23 protein-coding genes are annotated in these 21,329 nt (G+C 29.0%); 2 read left to right on the top strand and 21 right to left on the bottom strand.

Annotated features, from left to right (window positions below; translation table 11 throughout):
- Positions 1-213 precede the first annotated feature (213 nt).
- The 10 genes from HGI79_RS02420 to HGI79_RS23615 all read right to left on the bottom strand — a co-directional run bounded on the left by HGI79_RS02420 (position 214) and on the right by HGI79_RS23615 (position 4,797).
- Positions 214-477, bottom strand: coding sequence for a DUF2442 domain-containing protein (locus tag HGI79_RS02420; protein ID WP_185649126.1), 264 nt, complete (start codon positions 475-477; stop codon positions 214-216).
- Positions 478-491: 14 nt separating this feature from the next.
- Positions 492-767 (bottom strand): DUF4160 domain-containing protein, encoded by a 276-nt coding sequence (locus HGI79_RS02415; protein ID WP_185649125.1) that lies wholly within the window; start codon positions 765-767, stop codon positions 492-494.
- Between the two features lie 129 nt (positions 768-896).
- Complete coding sequence (locus HGI79_RS02410; protein ID WP_185649124.1) at positions 897-1,502, bottom strand: hypothetical protein; 606 nt, start codon at positions 1,500-1,502, stop codon at positions 897-899.
- Complete coding sequence (locus tag HGI79_RS02405; RefSeq protein WP_185649123.1) at positions 1,486-1,740, bottom strand: nuclease domain-containing protein; 255 nt, start codon at positions 1,738-1,740, stop codon at positions 1,486-1,488. The genes HGI79_RS02410 and HGI79_RS02405 overlap by 17 nt, the downstream gene beginning before the upstream one ends.
- Complete coding sequence (locus HGI79_RS02400) at positions 1,733-2,302, bottom strand: DUF2357 domain-containing protein (protein WP_185649122.1); 570 nt, start codon at positions 2,300-2,302, stop codon at positions 1,733-1,735. Before HGI79_RS02400 ends, HGI79_RS02405 begins: the two co-directional genes overlap by 8 nt.
- Positions 2,303-2,355: 53 nt before the next feature.
- Positions 2,356-2,610 (bottom strand): hypothetical protein, encoded by a 255-nt coding sequence (locus HGI79_RS02395; RefSeq protein ID WP_185649121.1) that lies wholly within the window; start codon positions 2,608-2,610, stop codon positions 2,356-2,358.
- Positions 2,585-3,367 carry a hypothetical protein gene (locus HGI79_RS02390; protein ID WP_185649120.1) on the bottom strand — a complete coding sequence of 261 codons (783 nt, stop codon included), beginning with the start codon at positions 3,365-3,367 and terminating at the stop codon, positions 2,585-2,587. Before HGI79_RS02390 ends, HGI79_RS02395 begins: the two co-directional genes overlap by 26 nt.
- A 24-nt stretch (positions 3,368-3,391) precedes the next feature.
- Complete coding sequence (locus tag HGI79_RS22445; RefSeq protein WP_313885175.1) at positions 3,392-3,595, bottom strand: AAA family ATPase; 204 nt, start codon at positions 3,593-3,595, stop codon at positions 3,392-3,394.
- Positions 3,596-3,711: 116 nt separating this feature from the next.
- Positions 3,712-4,260: a hypothetical protein gene (locus HGI79_RS02380; protein WP_185649119.1), complete on the bottom strand. Its 549-nt coding sequence runs from the start codon at positions 4,258-4,260 to the stop codon at positions 3,712-3,714.
- A gap of 306 nt (positions 4,261-4,566) precedes the next feature.
- On the bottom strand, positions 4,567-4,797 hold the full coding sequence (locus HGI79_RS23615; RefSeq protein ID WP_185649118.1) for a DUF2357 domain-containing protein: 231 nt from the start codon (positions 4,795-4,797) through the stop codon (positions 4,567-4,569).
- Between the two features lie 410 nt (positions 4,798-5,207).
- Between HGI79_RS23615 and HGI79_RS02370 the strand changes: the two genes are divergently transcribed.
- Complete coding sequence (locus HGI79_RS02370; RefSeq protein WP_185649117.1) at positions 5,208-5,774, top strand: hypothetical protein; 567 nt, start codon at positions 5,208-5,210, stop codon at positions 5,772-5,774.
- 4 nt (positions 5,775-5,778) lie between these two features.
- Positions 5,779-6,909, top strand: a complete 1,131-nt coding sequence (locus HGI79_RS02365) for a DGQHR domain-containing protein (RefSeq protein ID WP_185649116.1) — start codon at positions 5,779-5,781, stop codon at positions 6,907-6,909.
- Positions 6,910-7,282: 373 nt separating this feature from the next.
- Here HGI79_RS02365 and HGI79_RS02360 read toward each other — a convergent pair whose 3' ends face one another.
- From HGI79_RS02360 to HGI79_RS02310, 11 genes are all read right to left on the bottom strand, one after another.
- Entirely contained in the window at positions 7,283-8,434 is a 1,152-nt protein-coding gene (locus HGI79_RS02360; protein WP_185649115.1) for a hypothetical protein, read from the bottom strand.
- 159 nt (positions 8,435-8,593) lie between these two features.
- The gene (locus HGI79_RS02355; protein ID WP_185649114.1) at positions 8,594-9,985 is read right to left on the bottom strand and encodes an ATP-binding protein; all 1,392 of its coding nucleotides are present in this window, start codon (positions 9,983-9,985) and stop codon (positions 8,594-8,596) included.
- A 15-nt stretch (positions 9,986-10,000) separates the two neighbouring features.
- Positions 10,001-12,148, bottom strand: a complete 2,148-nt coding sequence (locus HGI79_RS02350) for a hypothetical protein (RefSeq protein ID WP_185649113.1) — start codon at positions 12,146-12,148, stop codon at positions 10,001-10,003.
- Between the two features lie 134 nt (positions 12,149-12,282).
- The gene (locus HGI79_RS02345; protein WP_185649112.1) at positions 12,283-13,839 is read right to left on the bottom strand and encodes an ATP-binding protein; all 1,557 of its coding nucleotides are present in this window, start codon (positions 13,837-13,839) and stop codon (positions 12,283-12,285) included.
- Positions 13,832-15,481: an ATP-binding protein gene (locus HGI79_RS02340; protein ID WP_185649111.1), complete on the bottom strand. Its 1,650-nt coding sequence runs from the start codon at positions 15,479-15,481 to the stop codon at positions 13,832-13,834. The genes HGI79_RS02345 and HGI79_RS02340 overlap by 8 nt, the downstream gene beginning before the upstream one ends.
- Before the next feature lie 11 nt (positions 15,482-15,492).
- Complete coding sequence (locus HGI79_RS02335) at positions 15,493-16,575, bottom strand: hypothetical protein (RefSeq protein ID WP_185649110.1); 1,083 nt, start codon at positions 16,573-16,575, stop codon at positions 15,493-15,495.
- 705 nt (positions 16,576-17,280) lie between these two features.
- Complete coding sequence (locus tag HGI79_RS02330) at positions 17,281-17,592, bottom strand: nucleoside triphosphate pyrophosphohydrolase (protein ID WP_185649109.1); 312 nt, start codon at positions 17,590-17,592, stop codon at positions 17,281-17,283.
- Positions 17,593-17,784: 192 nt separating this feature from the next.
- Positions 17,785-20,298 (bottom strand): DEAD/DEAH box helicase family protein, encoded by a 2,514-nt coding sequence (locus tag HGI79_RS02325; RefSeq protein WP_185649108.1) that lies wholly within the window; start codon positions 20,296-20,298, stop codon positions 17,785-17,787.
- A 376-nt stretch (positions 20,299-20,674) separates the two neighbouring features.
- Positions 20,675-20,854: a hypothetical protein gene (locus HGI79_RS02320; RefSeq protein ID WP_185649107.1), complete on the bottom strand. Its 180-nt coding sequence runs from the start codon at positions 20,852-20,854 to the stop codon at positions 20,675-20,677.
- Between the two features lie 111 nt (positions 20,855-20,965).
- Positions 20,966-21,118 (bottom strand): hypothetical protein, encoded by a 153-nt coding sequence (locus tag HGI79_RS02315; protein WP_185649106.1) that lies wholly within the window; start codon positions 21,116-21,118, stop codon positions 20,966-20,968.
- A 7-nt stretch (positions 21,119-21,125) separates the two neighbouring features.
- Positions 21,126-21,323: a DUF3791 domain-containing protein gene (locus HGI79_RS02310; protein ID WP_185649105.1), complete on the bottom strand. Its 198-nt coding sequence runs from the start codon at positions 21,321-21,323 to the stop codon at positions 21,126-21,128.
- Positions 21,324-21,329 lie beyond the last annotated feature (6 nt).

Raw genomic sequence — 21,329 nt, 5'->3', positions numbered from 1 at the left:
TTTAAGCAATTGAAATAACAGCCTTAAGGCTGTTTGTGGACAACTTCTTAAAATTTTACAAATTGCGGGTGGAACCAGGTACCTTAGCAAGGACAAGCGTGTTGTCCTTGCTTGCTCTTATTAATACTAGGAAATTAATTCTTAATCCTTGTAAATATCTTTTGAAAATATTCTCAAAAGAAAGATGAAGCATAAAATACGCTTCATCACAAATTACATCTCTTTTAATGTTTCTTTATTAATATTTTTACTATCAATATAAAAAGTATCTGTACTTAATTCTGCTCCACATTTCCATTCTATTGTTCCATCAACTATTGAAAAATTTTTAAACTCTTCATATCCATTAAGACTCTTAAATACTGGGTACTTTAGGTAAGGTTTCATATCAAACAACTTAGTTTCACCATTTATAAAAGTCAATATTAAAGTGTAATCCTTTGAAACTTCTGCCTTTTTTATATCTGGACTCTGCATTAAACTATCCCTCCCTATATTTGTTTAGGTTCAATTCTTTCTATAAATTCACCAGCTACAGCTTTATTCCATCTATCCCAAAGTTCTTCTTTATGAATTAACATCCAAGCTTTTATAAAATCTTTTTGTCTCTTATTCAATTTTCCTTCAAGTAATTTTCCATTTGCAATTGAAACTGAAGCTTTATTGCCATCTGTTAATATCACATGAAAATGCGGTTCTTTATGTTTTTGAGTATCCATAGGATACATCTTTATTCTTATATCTTCAAACCTAGCAAGTTCTCCCATAATAATTTTCTCCTTAGTTCCAGTACCATAACTCTATTTTTATTATTTAAATTTTAGCATAAGTTTTATTAATTATCTATATCTATTGTTGGCAATACCAATCTTAAATTCTAACAACTTACCTTCCCATTATGACTTATTTTTCATTATTTCCATTAATTTCATTAATTTCATGATCTCTTGCATTACCACTCTTGGTTTTTTATTAAAATCTGATTTTGTAAAGACAGCAATATTGTTACCTACCACAATGGTATCATCAGCCACAGTTATATCTATACCCTGAATGGAAAAACCATTGATTTTGCTATCCTTACTAATATGTTTATCTCCTTTTGTATAAACATTAGAGTTTATTCTCTTAAGCTCTTGCCATAATCTATATTCTTCTTTGGATTTGATACAAAGTTCTGTTACTATAGCTGCATTTTTCAATAAAAATTCTGTGGTATATAATATTCTAATTACTTGATATCCTGAAACCTCTATCTTTCTCTCAAGCTCTTTCCACTGATTTACTTCTATCATGTAATATTCTTCATCTGAATCCTTTGGAATTTCTATAATGTCTCTTCTTTTAACTATTTTGATATTTTTAATTTCTCCATAGTACTTAATTCCAGCATGGCTTTCGAAGCTGTTCTTGGATTGTGCTAAAGCTACGTATTTAATGTTATGTTCTGCTAGATTTATGTTACTGCAAGGTGTGTGATAGAAGTTATAGATCTCTTTCAAAGGTGGAGTAAGAGGATTCATTAATAAGCTTATCTAAAAACTCTTTTATTAAACTTGTAGAAGTGGGAAGAAAGGGCAATCCACCTATGTTTACTTCTTCTATACTTTTGTAAAAGTCATGGTTTCTATATTCTTCTTCATGCTTATAGGGAAATAACACAAAGGCTCCAAATATACAATTCTCATAGGAAGCATCACCTTTATTACTATAAACTATAGCATCCCTATATCTATGCATTGTATTTATATCCTCTTCCTTGGGATCTACGCCTGCTAAAATGTGGTCTTTTCTCAAGCCACTTTACAGTATCCCTATTAGTATTTTTTAGTGAATGATATTTACATACCTTACTGTCTTTAGTTAGTTCATGATGAGGATTGGATACAACTAAATTAATGGATCTTATTAGTTTTTCATATACATAATTCAATATGCTGTAAAATTCACTGTAGCTATTTGAGGTTTTATTGTTTATTTCCATACCTAGATATGTACGTCCCAAAAATCCATAAGCTAAATTATATATTTCTTTATTAACGTCACTTAGTATGGCTATATAATCCTCTTTATAATCTAATTTACTTGGTAATATCTCTAGAGTAATCTTAAGATGCATTTTGCCATTTATCTTAACATAAAGGTCAGAATAGCCAATATCCCCCTTGAAGTTAATAATTCCACTAAGTATATTTCCTGTTCTGCCTGTAGGTGTTACTTTATTTCTTATATTTATCCGATGACTACCCGCTCTAATACTCTCATCTTCTCCAAAGTGAGAGTAAAGAGCGGCTACGTCCATGGATTCGTTTAACTAAGAATCAGGTGGGCCAAAAAGCCCATCTGATTCAAGTTTCACTTTATATTTTCATGATAAAACTCTACATTAACCTTATCTTTTCTCTCAATAACAACTTCGTAACTAGTATATTCCTTGAAATATATATACTGATTTATATCTTTTATTTCTTCTACATCATTTAAAATGATAGTTAAAGATTTCTCACTTCCATAACCTACTGATGAGCTGTTTCCTTTTATAGTGAAGTAAATATACTCTGTATCTATAAACAGTAATTCATCCTTATTGCCAGAAGGTTGTAAATCCATCTCTCACAAACCTCCGCATCATGTATATAAGCTTTTCTCTAGACAGTTTGTATTTGCTCTCAGCAGCTTTCACTTGCATCTTTTTAAGTTCCTCATCTTCCAGATATCCAGTATTATTATAAGTTGTACCATTTAGCAGATTATAAATATCTATAAGTGCATCTAATACTTCACTGCCGCTGCCATTTATCTTAGGAAGTATTTTCTGAACTATTGAAAAATCCATTGCTGTATCAAAGTCCATTATTTCATTTTTCACAGCATATAGGCTATAAAATACTATTTCATCTCTCACTCTGTAGCCAAAATGAAAATTGTATACTTCTAATATATTGTTTATTTTAACCAGCATTTTTATAGTTCTAACAGCTAATTCTTTATCTTCACTACAATCTGCTAGTTTTAAATACTCAGATTTTAGAAAATCATTATGATAGTTTCTGATTTCTACGGTTTCTTCTTTCACTGCATCAAAATCAAAATTAAAATCAACCTTATTAAACTCTATAGTATTTGCTCTATCTAATACTTTTTTACTAAATGAAAAAGTAGTTTCATCCATATTAACAGTGCCAACTATATATAGGTTTTGCGGAATGTATACATCTCCGTATTTATCAAAAGCTCTTTCATCTCTTCCAAACTGTTCTTTGCTTAATAAAGGGTTAGTAACTATTTCACCATTTTCATTTAAATGACGAGTTTCCATTAATGATAGAATATCACTGAAGTAGTACTCAACTCTAGCTAAATTCATTTCATCTAAGCATATAAAATATGGTTAATCAGGATACTTCATTGCCTCATAAGCTATGGAAGTTATTATACCTGGAGTAAATTTACTTTCTATATTTCTATATCCAAATAAATCTGTAGCATCAGACCAATCTGGTTTTACGGGAATTATCTTACACTCAGCACCTAAAGCCTCTGCAAATAATTGCACTATTTTACTCTTACCAGTTCCTGATATGCCTGAAAGAATAACAAAAGGCTTAGTTTTTAGACTTAAATAGAAATTATTAATTAATTCTTGGTCGTATGTAAAACCCTTACTGGATATAAAATCATGGACATATTTAAGTTCTTCTCTTACTGCATTTACTGTATAAAATTCCTCATCTGAATCTTCAATAATATCTTCATCAATTCTTCATCTTCAGTTTTATCAACAGAGGTTTTGCTTATAAGTTCCATAATAAATGTATCAAGGATATCACCTTTATAAAAATCTATGTATTCTGTATATTCATCTGGTATAACATTTGGTTTTTTATCATTTTCTTTTATATAATTTATTATATAGTCATAACTCACTGATAACTTATTTTGAAGTAACTCATTCAAGGATTTGTTACTATATAAAAGCTGTATTGTAACACCTTTCCTATCTTTCGAATTAGGCCATCTTACAACAGCATTATACTCTTTATTATTTACATATAATTTAACCTTTACTTGTTTTCCTTTTATCACTTCCGAAGATAAGTTATCAAGAAAGACCTTGTGATATCTTTCTGGTATGGTCGTTCCTCTTTGAAAAGTACTATAATCAACTCTCTTTCTACCAAGAAAGTTTTTATTATTAGTATTTATATCAATCCAGGAATCAGATCTCTTTTTCTTGGTGTTCGTCGTGTTGATATCCATTTATTCCACCGCCTAGTAGTTATTGTATAATTATAGCAGATTAGTTTGGCTTATTAAATTTGATAATGAGATAAAAAATAATCCTAGAGGCATAAATAGTTTATATTGAATTAGTGCTTATTTACTATCTTTTTCTGCCAAAATATCTTCATTCTTATCTCCAAACTTTACCGGTTACTACTCAAGCATTTATTTCTATGACGTTTTTTACTGTTATAGATCTTATTCATAATTTTCCATTGTATCTTCTTTGGTATGTTTTATCCTCAATAGCGAAAGGTGTAACTCGAATTTATTATTAAGCAATTAAGGTAACAGCCTTAAGGCTGTTTGTGGACAACTTCTTAAAATTTTACAAATTGCGGGTGGAACCAGGTACCTTAGCAAGGACAAACACGTTGTCCTTGCTTGCTCATAAATAATCTTTTTCACATCATTTAAAATAACCTTGCAATCCTCTCTATAATCTAATTTTCTTGGTAATACTTCCAAGGTGATTTTAAGCTGAATTTTAGTAAGTATGAATTTCCAATTCATGCTATAGGTTTTGACTCCACAGCGAGAGGTTCACCTTAAGCTTGCTAATCAAGACTTACGTATATTTTTAACTTTTTCACTTTTAGTAACCAAATTTATAGTAGTAGGCAGTAACTTCTAGTTGTTACTATAGAGGGGTACCCCAATAGCGAATGGCTTGCCTTGAGCTTACTTTTACACCTAAGTTCTTTGCGAGGTAGGTATAACTGAGCTTTCTCTTATATTATCATAAACACCAGGAGTTTATTTAACCCTGCGTAGATTTTACAAGCTCTCGGAACTCTTTGAAATAGAGCCTAATTATCATAAAACAAACAGGACAACCTTGCTTTTTAGTTACATTTTGTGTAAACTTATGTAATATAAGCTACTAAAGTACGGAATAATGTTAAATTAGGGGAGGTGATCATTTGCAAATAAATTTATCTAATTTGAAACTAAAAGTAAAAAATGGCTTTAATTTAATTAAATTGCCTAGATTCATTACTAATCTGCATATGAATACTATACTATTAAATTTAAAGCTAATAGTTCAAAGTGCAGGTATACTCTTAGCAACGCTAATTGGAAACCTATTTCCTTTATGGTTCGGATTTCTTATACTTATCTATTTCAATCAAAAATCACCAGATATCTCCATAATATATATTCATGGCGATTTATTAATTTGTAGTGCATCTTTAATGACATCAGCATTTCTGATGAAACTTCCAAAATTCGGTATCATAATTGGTTGTATATCATTTCTCATGTTAGGACTTTTGTATACTGGCGTTTATACTGTAGATAATATATCAACAACTCTATCAATTAACATAGATTTGTTAAGGTTAGGGTCTTATATTATCTTCACTATTGCATGTTTATTATTCTTTTATATGACAATCCAAGATAAAAAAATTAGTACATTTGATCCGAAAAAAAATGAAGATACTGAATCAGCCAAATTACAAGAAAAATTTAATAAAGTGAGGTGATAAAATGTCAGACCATAGTGAATATATAAAATTTAAATGCATTGAGGTTAATCAACCGATTGGTACCTTTTATATTGGTTGTATGTCTTATAATCAATTGATAAACATATCATACTCTGATATGCGTGAAATTCAGGAAGACGATGACATAGGAAAATATTTAGGAATACAGAGACCATTATCTAATTCAAGAGTTAAGGAATTAAGTCAATATGTCAACACTTTTGATGCTACTTTCCCAACTGCAATTATTTTAGCAATATCTTCAGAAAATGTAGAAGAATTCGATGGAAATGAAATAAAGATTAGAAGCTTACCAAATGTTGCAAAAATCATAGATGGTCAACATAGAATAGCTGGTTTAAAGAATTTTAATGGTAGTATATTCGATATTAATGTAACAATTTTTATTGATATGGAGCTATCGGACCAAGCAACTGTCTTTTCTACTATTAATTTAACTCAAACAAAAGTAAATAAATCTCTTGTATATGATTTATATGAACTTTCAAATAAAAGAAGCCCACAAAAGGCGTGTCATAACATTGTGAAACTATTAAACATCACAGAAGGAAGCCCTTTTTATCACAAAATAAAAATTCTAGGTACTGCTCCAAAGAAAACTTATAAATATTGTAATGAAATAGAAACCATTCCTTCTTTAACACAATCAACCATTGTGGAAGGAATATTACAGTATTTAAATAATGATCAAAAAAAACATAAGAGTAATAGCCTCATTAATGTACTAAAAATATCCACAAACAAAAATGCTAAAAATGAAAGCAACAAATATATATTTCAAGAGTTCTATGATAGTGACTCTGATGAGAAAATAGCTAAGATACTCTGGAATTACTTCAGTGTGGTTGAACAAAAATGGCCGAATGCGTGGAATGGTAAAACTGGTTTAATTTTGAATAAAGCCGTTGGATTCAAAGCTTTAATGAAACTTTTTAGAGATATTTATTTATCACTAAATATGGTTGGACAAGTGCCAACAATATCAGATTTTGAAAAGGTACTAAGTAAAATTACATTGACTTCTAATGATTTTTCAATCGACAATTTTCCTTCAAACAGTGCCGGTGTTAATAAGCTACATAAAGTATTACTAAACTATATTAATCATTAATTTTTAGTAGCAAGAAAAGTTTTTATTTTAAAATCGATACCTTCATTGTAGTTAAGTGTAAATAATATATGAATATCACTGGTCTCGTTTGAAATCGGTGATATTTTTACATAAACTCTATAAATGATACATTTTCAATCACTAAATTTTATTATTTTCACAACTTGCAGTAAAACTAATTCACTTTAATTCCCATTTGTAAAGAAGTGTCACTTAAAGAATTAGCTGAAATTTATAACAAAGGCAAATAGTACCTTAGTTGGTCATGAAATGACCAACTTATGACCAACTTGCTATATCATTTTAATATTTTCAATACGTATAAAGTTTATTAATTAATTCAATTTTTTTCTTATTTAAACATTAGTATTCTTTAAGAAGTTTCTATTGGACTTTCAATATCAACTATCTCACAACCACCAGTCATAATTAATGAGTCATCTATATCAAAAATATAGGTCTTTATGTGTGTTAATTTAAAATTTATACTTTTCTCAAAGTATCTACATATTCTTGCAATCGTATAAGTTGTTACCTTAAGCAGTATCTGTAATAACCGTTCACAATAACAATCTATTCTAATAGATATAATTAGTGAATTATATCTATCATATTCAATTTTAAAAACATCAAATTTAGGTACATTAGCAAACTCATTTTGTTTAATTATTTTATTTATATTATTATACTGTCCATATAGTTCATCTCTTATACAAGTTAAATAAGTTTGTACATCTAGTATTGGTAAAGTAACTAAAGCACTTCTTTCTAACATACTCTGCCAATAATATTTGTTCGCAGTAATCTGGGTAATTATGTTAATATATAACAAATATACCAACTCTCTAAATTCAACATGCTCTAATACAATTGTTTTTTGTCTACCTTTGTACTCATCAATAAAAACAATTTTCTTTCCAAACTGTCTAGTATTCATTTTACAATGTGCTATAGAATTACGGATTATCCGGTTATAACCATATAATAATAAATGACAATCATTATTAACTTGAGAAGAAATGATATTCTCCATACTAGCAATACCCATATCAAGGTATTCAGTTATTTTTTTAGGTTGCCCTTTATTTATAGTTTCAATTAAAAAACAATTAATTGCCATTATCTTAGAAAAAGCAGATTCAACCATTTTTAAATATAATCTTGAAAAAATCTCAATCCCCCTCTCACACTCCAGTTCCTGATTTGATAATTCAGATAGTTGAATACTTATGTCATCTAAACAATTTTGCATATTCTCAGTGAAATAAATTGAAAGATCTGTCATCATACCTTCAACTTTTACTTTGTTTATAATTACACTTTTCTTAAATAGCTCATACTCCTTTCTAAAAATTGATAACTGTATTCCATCCTCTTGCGCTAAAAGCTTGCTAATTATTTCACTATCCTCTGATTCATCTAAAATTTGAATTCCTTTAATATTTTCCTCTTCTTCAGTAGGGTCAATTATAACAAGTTTTTTATTAATGATTTCACTTATATTTTCAATTTTCCAAACATACATATGCTATATTCCTCCTTAAACAGTAATATTTCCACAATTAGTCATGTCAAAATATTTTATTCAACATAATTTTGGATTTTCCTTCAATAATAATATATATTTACAAACAAAAATCGCCTACTGCTGTAAACCAACTGCAAGCGATTTCCGATACTACTATTAATTTTTATCTATTGCATTTTTTATCTTATCCATAATAATTCTAATAATCTCTCTATCGTCAAGCTCCCCACGTAGAACGACTTCTATTTTATTTAAAATATCATTATCATCATCTTCTTTTTCAAGTTGTTCATATAATCCCTTAAACTCTTCATCTAAACTTTCTGTTTTTACTGCTGGTATAGTCTTTTCTAGGTCACTGCATGCTTCTTTTAAGTCATTTAAACTTGTTTGATATAAACCGTCTTTCTTCTGATTTCTAATCTTTGAGACTTCGCGTATTTCTGAGTTTATTTCATCAACCACCTTTTTTAATTCTTCAATCAAAAAAAGATACTCATCATTCTTTTCAAAATCATCTCTTCTTGCATTTGGAATTATTTTGTCATCAAATACAAGAACCTCACCTTGAATCCAACCATTAAATCTCTCTTCTTTAAATATATCATTTAATAAAAATCTATCACCTATTAGAATCCCTGACTTACGTACTCTTAACCCCTTTACATTATCATCAACTATTGTGCCATAAAGATTACTTTTGCCATACCATACCAGAGCAACATTCTTATCTAAATAATCGTCTCTAATTAATTTAAATTCAACATCCTCAATTTTATCCTCAATTTTTTTGCTTATATCAGCATAAAATTTTCGCTTATATGGCTTAAAAATCTGTCTAAATTCTTGTTTGCTTTTTCCAATTTTTAATATATACTCATTCTTTTCTAATCCTAGTCTATCAAGTTCATTGTAAATTTTATCCTTGACTATGAAGTTTTTATTAAACGGAATAGGCGCAACCTGACATAAATAATTCTCAACTCTATCAAAATCCAATAGTTTATGTTTTGTTGATACACCTTTTAATACTACTCTAAAGTAATGTTTTATTTCTTCTTCTTCCTTAAAACTTTCTGTTGTTATCTCTCTAATAACATCGACCATAGTATAATCTTCGAATTTACCTGGTATTAACAATTCTTTAAGTCTATTGCTATCAAATTCAACTATAGTTTTTTTATTTTCACCCATATAGCTTGTTTCAAATACAAGTTTTTCACAATAGCTTAAGCCGCCTAATCTACCTATTCCTCTGAAACCTTTATGAGTTGTATATTTCTTTTTTGAATTACCTATATCCGTTAGTATCTTGTATGCATTAATAGAGTCTATTCCCATTCCATTGTCTTCTATTATAATTTCTTTGTCAGCATCATTAACGACTATTTTTATGCAGCCACTTTCATTAGAAAGAATACCTTTTTGCGCGGCTTCATCAATTGAATCCGTTGCATTTTGAATATATTCTCTATATAGAATAAACGGATCTTTATACATACCTGTAGTTAAACTTTCTAAAGTATACTTTCCAATAATTATCTCCATTTTTGTATTCCTCCACTAATTAGGCTTATACATAGTATCCTTATGTATCTTACTGAATATTTTTAAGCATTCTTCCTTAGTCAGTTTATTGTTCTTCACTTTAGTCACTTGCATTTTATATACTATATCCATTTTTTTATTTAACATTTCTTCAAAACTTGAGATCTGGAATGATAATAATTTATTGCTTATTTCAATTAACTCTTTTTCTTTAATTTTTATCTGTTCTTTTATAATCCACAGCAATTTATTTATATTGTATAAGTCATTTCCTAAATATTTTTTATATTGTATTGTTACTTTAAATGCTGTATCATTAATGCCTTTATTATTAAGAGCCCAGTAAGATATGACATCAATAAGCCCTTTTTGCTGAAAAATTTTGAAATAAATTTCTCGTTGCTTATTCATGGTATTAGTTTCAGCTACATATTTTACTAGACTAGCATATATTTCTTTTCCTTCATTTAAAAGATACATTTTTGTATCTTCTATCATTTTGTCATCATCGTCCATATATAAGTTATGAAAAATTTCTAATAATAAAGCATTTTCTGTTAAATAATGAATATAAAGATTTCTAAACTTTTCTTCAGTTAATCCCTTAAATGTTTTGTATGTATATTCATTGTTTCCAATTTTGTTTATAAAGTATTCTTTTTCTTTATCATCAAGTCCATCATAAAGCTTTTTCCATTCACTTCTTAATTCCTCCCAATGCTGAAAACTTTTCCATCTTTCTTCGCGTTCATTTTCCTCTATTCCTTTAATTTTATCTGGATTTCCTCTTGAGGCTATATAGTTTTCTGGCATTATTAATATTTCTTTAAAAACTTCAACATTTTCTCCAAACGCTGCTTTAAAAAATGATTTGCTACTAACCCCTTTTCCTTGGGTAGGTATTAGTATAGCTTGTATTGCTCTTAAATACTTAATATTCCATCCACTGGCAGAAAAACCTCTTTCTATATCTTCAAGCGGTATATATCTCATTGGAAATGAAAAAATATGTATCCTTTCTTTATTTTCTTGCTCTCTCTTAAGATTTAACTCTTCCTGTAGCTTTACATTAATATCTAATCTATTATATAAATCAGCTGGAATATCTGCCTTATAACTGGAACCTTTACCTGAAAAACTTTCTGCATTATATAGTAAATAATTAGATAAATGTGTTATATCATATTGTGCAGCTAATCTGATTGCTTTTTCATACTCCTTATAGTCTTCTATATGGTCAAATGCAATTCTAGCAGGTCTTATTGCGATTTTGCTTAGCAGTTTTACTTTTTCTTCAGTAAATAATTTGGCATCTAAACCTTGATTAAAATCTACATATCTATTTCTTGATTTTTTGCCACTTTTTGAATTTAAACATTGTGCTCCTTTAGCAAAACCAAGGTCAATAATATCTTCAATTATTTGATTTAACTTCGGAGATTTTAGTACATTATTATCCATTAGCAACAAATCTTTTCTTTCACCATACCTTTCATTTATCTCCCAAATTTGATTTTTTATTGAAATATAGGGACTATATTGTGGTTCAAGTTTTTGTACTGCACAAAATCCACATTTCATACCGCACCCTCTAGTTGAATATGCATAATACGCATCACTATTTTGATAATCATAATCAATATTTTCTAAAATACTGTAATCCGGAGTTAATATATCAATATTTATACTATCATCATATCCAATCATCTCAGAACTTACTAATTGTCCTGTCACAGCTTTAATTCCAGTTTCTACTTCATATTTTTCTGTGAGCAATGTTGCCGAAATGCCCCCAAATATTATTTTATTCAAATCTCTATTTGTAATCTCTTTAGCATAGTTTATTGCCTCTTTTGTTTTTTCATATTCATATGTAAACAGTGACGAAACATAAACTCTATCCCATTTATTACCTTCAATTATATCATTTACATTATCTATAAATGTTTCAGTATTGATATTTTCATCTTTAAATTTAGTTTGATAATACTTACTATTTTCTATTTTTTCTTTAACTATATTTGAAATTTTATATGGTAATCTCCCTTTAGTAAACCACACAAAATCCTTTTTTAGTTCTTTATGATAATATGCAATTTTCATCAATCCTAATGGTGGATATTTGCATTTATAATCCGGTTCTATTAACAGAATATTCGCCATTTTACTCACCTTTCTATCATAGTATCTCTGTTCATTATAGCATCCACGTATAAAATGTCAATTGATTAAAATTCTTAGCAAAAAAATAACGGATTATATATCCGCTATTAAAAAAATCCAAACATAATTTAAAACTATTTATGTAATTTTTCATAGATTTTATTTTCGAGATTTAATGCAGTTTTTTCGTCAACATTGTCTTTTATTATATCGATAATTTTCCATACAATTTTTTTTACATCCTTTGAATAGCCTGTTAAATGGTCAACTGGCTTATTGGGATTCTCTAGCTTATGTTCAACAATTTTTGTATGTTCCTCGATTGAATTCTTCTTTTCTAAAGCTTGTTCAATTTTAATATCTTTATCGAGACCCAAGTTTTTCAATTTACTAGCAGCATTTATAAGTTTTTTTTCATTCTTTTCTATTTCCTTGATTAACTTTTCTTTATCCTCATTTAATTTTTCAATTTCATCTTTTGTTGCTATACCGTTATCTATTTTTTTTTCTAGTCTTACATATTCATTCTGTATTTTTTCCATCTTTGAAGAGGCAGCATTTAAATTAGATGATTCTCTTATTATTCTAGATAGTTTTTTTTGTGCTAATTCAGAAAAACGTTCAATTAAAATTCTATAATTAGAGTTTTCTTCAAAGTTATCTCTTCGTGCATTTGGAATTATTTCATCATCACATATATATATTTCCCCTATAAAATATCTGTTAAATCTTTTGTCCGTAAATACACCATTAAGCGTGCTCCCATTTCCAACTAGTATATTATGTTTCCTCAATCTTATTCCACATACATTATCATCATTTATCATTCCAAGAAAATTAGAAATTCCATACCAAGCAAAATAAATTAAGTTTCCCTCCTCATCCCTTTGAATATCATATTCAACTTTCAAGATATCATCTTCTCTAGTATTAGTATGAATTTTCGTTTTATATAGTTTAGTTAACTGCTTATTACTATTTACAAATATTCTATACTCTTGCAATGGTAATTTATTTTTTTCGAGCTCAACTTTTATACCATCCTTTAAGTCACTAAAATAGAAAAATTTTCTCGAATCAAATTCTATAGGAGCTACAGTAGCAATATATTGTTTTATAACTTCTTCACTCAATAACTCTGACTCTTCTGGAATTCCATTCATTATAACTTGAAAATAATGTTCATCTCTATTTTCATTTTCATAACCAATAGTAATACATTCATCAATAACCATCTGCAAATCATATTCATTGTGATTGCCAGGTATCAACAACTCCCTTAACTTAACGCAATTCCATTTTATAATTGATTTTTTAGATTCTCCATTGAAAGATGTTACAAACATTAATTCCTCACAATAAGATACTCCACCTAACCTTCCAATTCCTCTAAACCCTCTACTTTTTTTGAAGTCTTTTTCTGAATTTCCAATATCGCATAAGGTACTTATAACTTTTTCTACTGCAACGCCTATACCGTTATCTGTAATTTTTATACATTTATTCTCTTTATCAATTACAATATTTATTAAACCATCTTTAGTACATTTAAGTAAACCACTCCGTATCGCCTCATCTATAGCATCAGTTGAGTTTTGAATGTATTCCCTATAAATTACTCTTTTATCTTCATACATACCTGTTGTCAGCGAATCTAAAGTAAATTTTCCAATTTTAATATTACTATTCATATATATCACTCCTTTGTTTGTATGAAGGCATAGGAAATGATATTTTTAGAGGTGTACTAAAGATTGAATGCTGCAATATTAATTCTCCTTTTTTCAGCCTTGTCATCATATTAGAATATACTTTAGGTATATATTTATAATCAGATTTTGATATTTCTATTGCATTTGTTCTACCATAAACGTGTGTTGAGCAATTGCCTTTTATTCTGTCGTGAATATCACTTTTAAACTGTTCTGCTGAAAATAAAATGATGCCCTCTGACCGTCCTCTTTCTGTTATTTCAAGTAAATATTTTAAAATAGGTGAATTTTTAGGCGTACTTGAGCCAGCATATTTATTTAACTCATCAACAAATATTATTATTTTATTAGGTATGTCCTCTTCATTTCTTGAGGTTTCTCCAAATTTCAAATCATAGACACTTTTTAATACATCCCCAAATACTAAATATTGTAGTTGTTCTTCAATTTTAGCTACATCCACTACAAAAACCTCATTTTTATTAATATTTTTTATCTCATCAGATAAATAGCAATGCGATTTATTTCTATCAGTTGATTTACTAGACTGAAATATATTATTATTTATAGATTTATTAATTAATCTTTTAAATCGCCTCCATGATTGCACTGGTATTTCATTATTTTTAGAACTTCCCTTTTGCGTGAAACTTGATAACTTTTCCTTAAATTCATTCCAATTGAGATTAGAAAACTCACTATACTCTGTAATATAATTCATAATTGATTCCATAGTGTAATTAGGGTCATCAATATTACTAAAAAGTAATTCTAAATCCTGTTTGTGTTTTTCATAGGTATAAATATAATTATTTAACACCCCTAAACTTTTCTGTTCTTTTAAAGTATTATAATCTAGTGGAGTATTAGCATAGAAATGCTCTGACCCAGGCTTGTATGGATAAAAATACTTAACATTTTCAAATGCTTTACACTCTAGACCACTCTTATTCCACAGTTCTTTTTCTGCTTCTGTAATGGTTGGATTATTCTCATTCAACCTTAATAAGTCTGAACCTTTAACATTAAGAATTATTATAGCTGTATCTTTTGATTTCTGTTGTATAGACTGCATTAGAAACATAGCATATGATGTTTTAGTCGCTAATCCAGATATTCCAGATATATTTAAATGTGCACCTTCTGGTCCAATTAAAAAATCTTTATTTAAAAAAATAGGAACAGAAACACCATTTGTACTTTCAATAAACCCTGCTGGAATTGGATTTTTTATATTATCTAAGCCTAAAGCCTCTTTAATTTCATTACCATCTGCAAATTCTATAATCGTATTATCTGTTAATGGCATGTACACATCTTTATTATTATTTATAACTTGAGCTATAGCATACGTTACACCTATTCTTTTAGTCATAGGTACTGATTCTATATCACCAAAATCTGAAGATATATAATTACTTAAATGACCTGCACTGTCAGTCATATGATATATTTCTTTTACTATAGCATATGTGATTGAACACTTTTTTCCAACCTTATTAATGGCTTTTACAATATCAAATGGTTTTATTTCGATATTACTATCTAACCAAAATATAAACTCATCATTACTTGTTGGATTTTTTTCAGTAGCAGAAACCTTTCCAATTTTACTTTTCATCTTTTGTCCCCCTAAAATAAATTAATAAAATGCTGTTGACTTAAAAAGCTTGATTTTAACATGCTTTCAGTTAAGTATATTGGATAAAGATGATTGCACCATCTAGCATCATTTCCATAACAAGTAACATTTCTTTCTAACAAGATAGCTTGTGAAATTGTATTTATTTCATCTGTATCAAACCCATTATCTTTTTCGCTTGTAGTAGTTGCCATTTTTTCAACTTTAATAATCCCATCTAGAGGATTTTTCATTCGTTCCTCTGGTCTTATTCTTAAATACCATGCTCCAATTATTTTATCACTATTCTTTATTGGGTATCTATAAACTGGCGTTCTTTGTCTATATTTTAATTTTGTTAACACTGCGCCAATTTGTGTAGTTTCATTTATAAATATCTTGCTTAAATTAGGATTAAATGATTTTGAAATACCAATTACATACTCAAAAAGATCTTCATTAGCATCTTCGTTTAAAAATTGTAAAGACCCATCAATCATTAACATCTCGTCACTTTTAAGGGCAGATGTCTGTACCATTTCAGATAATATTTCTATTTCCATATCATGCATAATACTTTGAAGTTTTGCTATAGCTGAGCTTTCTGGCCTTTCATCATTTCTTTTGCCTAAACCATATTTCTCTAAATTAAATGAAACCCCATTTATTATATTTAATCTATCCATAACTTCTTTGATATCATTAAAATCTTCTTCATTAATCAAATGATATAATGTTAATATATTTTTTCTTTTAAGAATATACTTTTTCATATTACCATTAGTTCTTGAGCAAACACCCGCAGCCAACTGTCCTGCTATTATTGGCATATACTCATTATCACCTGTTTCCATTTCCGCAATTTTATATGTATATCTAGACCCATCTAAAAAATACTTAAACAAATTAAAATAACCTCTATCTTCAATGTTTACAAATATATCTTTAGTTCTCTTAGTTTCATGCGGTTTTATAAATTGAAACTCTTGCTTATCATCTTGATACGGTTCAAGCAATGTATGATCTAAATTAAATCTGTCTGTCTGATAACATCTAATACCTTTTTCTTTTAAAATATCTAATATGTGATCCAAAAAAACACCCCTATTGCTATGATACTTGTAATTTAAAAGATATTAATAAAGTTTCCCTTATCCATATATATATCTATTTAAGTGATCACTTAAATTCTAATTAATATATATTATACTATTAATTTAATACTTATAAAATATTTACCAAAATAAATTTAACGAATTTCAGTTATCTACGCCCCAATCAAGTCTTTTTCCATGCTAGTTTCTTTTTCTTCTGTTCAAACCTAATGCTTTCTGTTCCAAAAATGAACCTGCTATTCTACCTCTAACTAATTTACCATAAAATTCGCCTTTCACTCTCCATAAGCCTCTTCATAAAAATACCTCTATCTAATCCTTCTATCTTAACCCCAAGATATTAATCATGATCTCTAAGTTCTATATAACCCTTTACTGTTTTCTTTTAAAAAGACTCAGTCTTATTGTGTTTGTTTCATACTGATGTATGTAATACCCAAAATAATTTTCCACTTTTAATTCTCTAATCAAGCTTTCTTCTGTGTACTCACCATGTTTAATTTTTCCTCCATGAGGTTCCCCAAATCCGCCTAAATACTTTCCTTGTTTTCTTTTAGCAATTAGTATCTCGTTACTACTCCAGCATTCCTAAAAAGGAATGCCTTATAAAAACATGGTTGTAGACCCCACATCAAGTAACAGCAACACAAATAGAGGCTTTTTTACAAACCTCAAAACAACTAACTACTCATAGACCCTCTCCAGCACAATCCCCTCTCTAAATCCTCCACGTTCCTTTTTCTTCTCCAACCTCTTTTGCAACAACTCTTCTTCACTATATCCCATATTCTCAGCCAGCCCAAACAACACTTCCATAATATCTGCCAGTTCCTCTAAATTCTTATTCTCTAAAAACTCCTTAACTTCTTCCTCCAATTTAACTTCCAATAACTTATAGTGCTCCTCTTTACCAACCTTTCTAACATCAAACTTCTTACCTGCAGCCTCTATTACCTGTGGTATTTTATCTCTAACTAACTTATTGTAAACTTTCATTTGTAAACCCTCTCTTTTATCTTTATATTTGTTTAATAAAGTGAAACTTGAACCAGGTGAGGTTTGTCTAATAATCTCTACCTGATTCTTAGTTGAACGAATCCAGGGACGTAGCCGCTCTTTACTCCCACTTTGGAAAAGATGGGAGTATTAGAGCGGGTAGTCATCGGATAAATTATTTTACCAGTAATTCTATTTCTTCTTATTCTCTACTCTATTTTTATAATACTCTCTTGTCCTTAAGTCTACTGCATCCTTAAAGTTTCTCATAAGAGCTTGGTTTTCACCAAACTGTTTTAATGCCTCATTTAAGCAATATTCATCTTCATCAAAGTAGAAAAATTCCTTTTCAGTTTTAGCTAAAAACTTCAGTGGATTATCCTTTGCAAGCTTATACCACTGCTTTTGATTCCAATCTTTAAAACCCTCTGTAGATTTTTGATTTAACAAATCTACTGCATTAGACCCTTTAGCATAGAAGTTTTTAAAGCTGTTGTATATATCTTCTTCATTTATACGTATTTTTAACTTTCCATCATTATAAAATGCTAAAAATACAGGCATTTTATAGGTTTTAGACATGGAGGTATTTTCAATCATGTTTATAAATTCCTCTGCCTTTGTTCCTATAATTGCAGTTTCTTCATCTTCTAATTCATTTATATCCTTTAAAAATTTAAAGTAATTCTTAAAAGGATTTTTATCTTTTACATTTTTAATTTTATAGTATATATCATTTTCAATGTAGGTAATCATCTCAACTCTTGATGGTCCGTGACCTAAATCTTCTTTTATTCTGTAATACTCATCCTTTACTATATCCTGAAGCTTTTTTCCCTGCTGTTCCATCTTCTTAAATATATCTACAAGTCTGAAATCAAAATCTACAAAGCAATCCTCTGGATATTCTTCTTCACTAGGTATAATTGTACTACCTCCTGTGGTCTTTTGTTCTCCTGTAAGAAAGAAGGGTACAAGATTTGCCTTCTTATAATTACCTATAAAGTCTAACACATTTAAATAGTTCTTGCCATTTGACTTACGTAGTCCTCTACCTAACTGCTGTAAGAACACTGTTGGTGATTGAGTTGGTCTTAAAAACATTACTAAATCCACAGAAGGAATATCAAGACCTTCGTTAAACATATCTACTGAAAATAATACTTTTATATCACCTTTGCTCAGCTGATTTACTGCTTCTTCTCTATCCATACAGTAATCAGAACCTCCATCACTGACTACAGCACAGGCTTTTATTCCTTTATTACAGAAGTATTCAGCCATAAATTCTGCATGTCTTCTTGTGGAACAAAACCCTAAAGCTCTTTCACTTTTGTATTTGCTGTAATGACCTATTATTAAATCCGCTCTTTTATTTATCATGAGAGCTGCTTCCAGCTGTTTATCATCATATTTTCCATTCTTATAGTCTATGGATTCGTAATTTACAAGCTCATCATATATTCCATAATACCTAAAAGGCACTAACCACCCTTTATTAATAGCAGCTTTTAATCTTACCTCATAGGCAGTGTTGTTATCACATAATGCAAACACATCTTTGTTATCTAGTCTTTCTGGAGTAGCTGTTAAACCCAGCATAAATTTAGGTTCAAAATAATCTATAATGTTTTTATAGTTTCCTGCTGCGGCATGATGAAATTCGTCTATTACTATATAGTCAAAAGCATCTCTTTTAAAGTATTTATCATTTAAATACTCAAGCTTTCCAAGGGTCTGAACCGTAGCAAATATAAAATCGCTGGCAGTATCTTTGTTGTCTCTATAGAAAAAGCCTATGGATTTATCGGGTCTTACATTTTTAAAAGAAACTGCAGCTTGATTTATTATTTCTTCTCTGTGTGCTACAAAAAGGATTCTGTTATAAGCTCTTGAATCAAAGGCAGCTAAGTAAGTTTTTCCGATACCCGTAGCCGCTACTACCAATCCTTTATCATAGCCTTCTTCTCTCTTTTTCTTTAATTCATATAATGCTTCTATTTGGGCTCCTCTTGGTTCGTAAAGCTTAATTATAGTATTATCATCTTTTGTTAAGTTATCTTCACTAGTGTTATCAGAAGCTTCTTCCGCATCTATATGTTTATATACTTTTGGTCTTATCCAGCTTTCTGAATATCTTCTCATTTCCTCTTCATCTATTATAGTTGAATGATTTAAAAATAGATCTTCAAATACAGCTTTAAAGCTATTATAATCCTCACTGTTTTTCTCTTTATTTAATCTATAATTCCACTCAATACCATTAGTTAACGCAGATTTAGATATATTAGATGATCCTATGTATAAATCTCCACCATCTTCATATTCAAAAATATATGCCTTAGGATGAAAGGATCTATTAGGTACATTATAAAATCTCAAGTCAACCTTATACCCCATGATATCCTTCAGCATATAAAGAGCTTGTGGCTGAGTTATATTTAAATAATTTCCTGTAAGTATTCTTATTGGTATATTTTTATCAACTACTTCCCTAAGCTCGGCTTCCAGAAGCTTTACTCCTGACTCCATTAAAAATGCTACTATGATGTCTATGTTTGTAGCTTTTTTGAAGGATTCTTTAAGTTTAGGCAACAGATGATTGTTGTCACCAGTAATGCAGTTGAAGCTATCTATTTCTTTAGCTGTTATGCCATCTACAGCTATATAGTTATATGTATTTTTTTGTTCTGTATCTTTTGTCATATTCTCACCTCGGTTAAGGTATAATGATTTATCAAAATCTACTTAATCATTTATTATGTTATAAGTTTATTCTTCTATAAACCAAATGTTAATTAATAATACCAATTTAGCATAATATATGCATATTATAACTTATTTTTACTTTTTAATCAAAAATAGAACAGGGTTATTACTACCCTAACAAAAAAGATAGTAAAACCTTATTTCGAAGTTTTTACTATCTTTGATTTATTATCGTACCTCTATTTTATTGTTAGTATCAAACAATACTTCACGTGCATTAGCAAAGAAGATATTTATATTCCATATTATTCGGAAATATGAATATCCAAGCTATTTTGTAATTTATAACGTCCATAGTACCAACTTTGATCCTCTAGTTTGATACCTTTGGATATGCATTCTTCTTTATTGTCTTGTAATCTCCATAGAGAAATATAACTTTTTTACCATCTGGAGAAAAAGATGGTGTCATAGTAACCATACCCTTAGCAGTTGATCCATAGTCCACCCTTTTCTGTTGAATATGATAAATTACTGCTATCGGCTCATGCATAACTTACCACCTTTTCAGAAACTTTTGTAACTTCTTCTAAAAATTTATAAATAAAAACCACCAGTTAGTAAAATAATACTAATTAGTGGTTAAAAATCCTTAATTTTGTATCTAAACTATTGATATTGCTGGTTTATAGGAATCGATAAACTCTAGCCCCTCTCTATAGGCTCTTTCCATCCGATGTTTACCATCAATAACTTCAAATTTATTTGGTCTTATTTCTGCTTGAATTACAGTTTTTTTAACATTCACCTTTGGCAAATGTTCCTCATTTTGAATTAATATACATGTCAATGTCTTCTACAATATAACCTTCTCCAGTTGAATGAAGTACATCATAAAAAGATTTAATGTAATCAAAGACATTGTTGTCATTAAAAACTTTTAGTGCTGATTTACCACTCATATTATGTGCTTGTTTATAACTTTCAAGACAAAATACTGTAAAATCAATAATCTTATCCACTACTTA

The sequence above is a fragment of the Clostridium sp. DJ247 genome (assembly GCF_014231265.1).
Note: the sequence above shows the minus strand (reverse complement) of the source record. Positions and strands in the feature narration are given on the sequence as shown.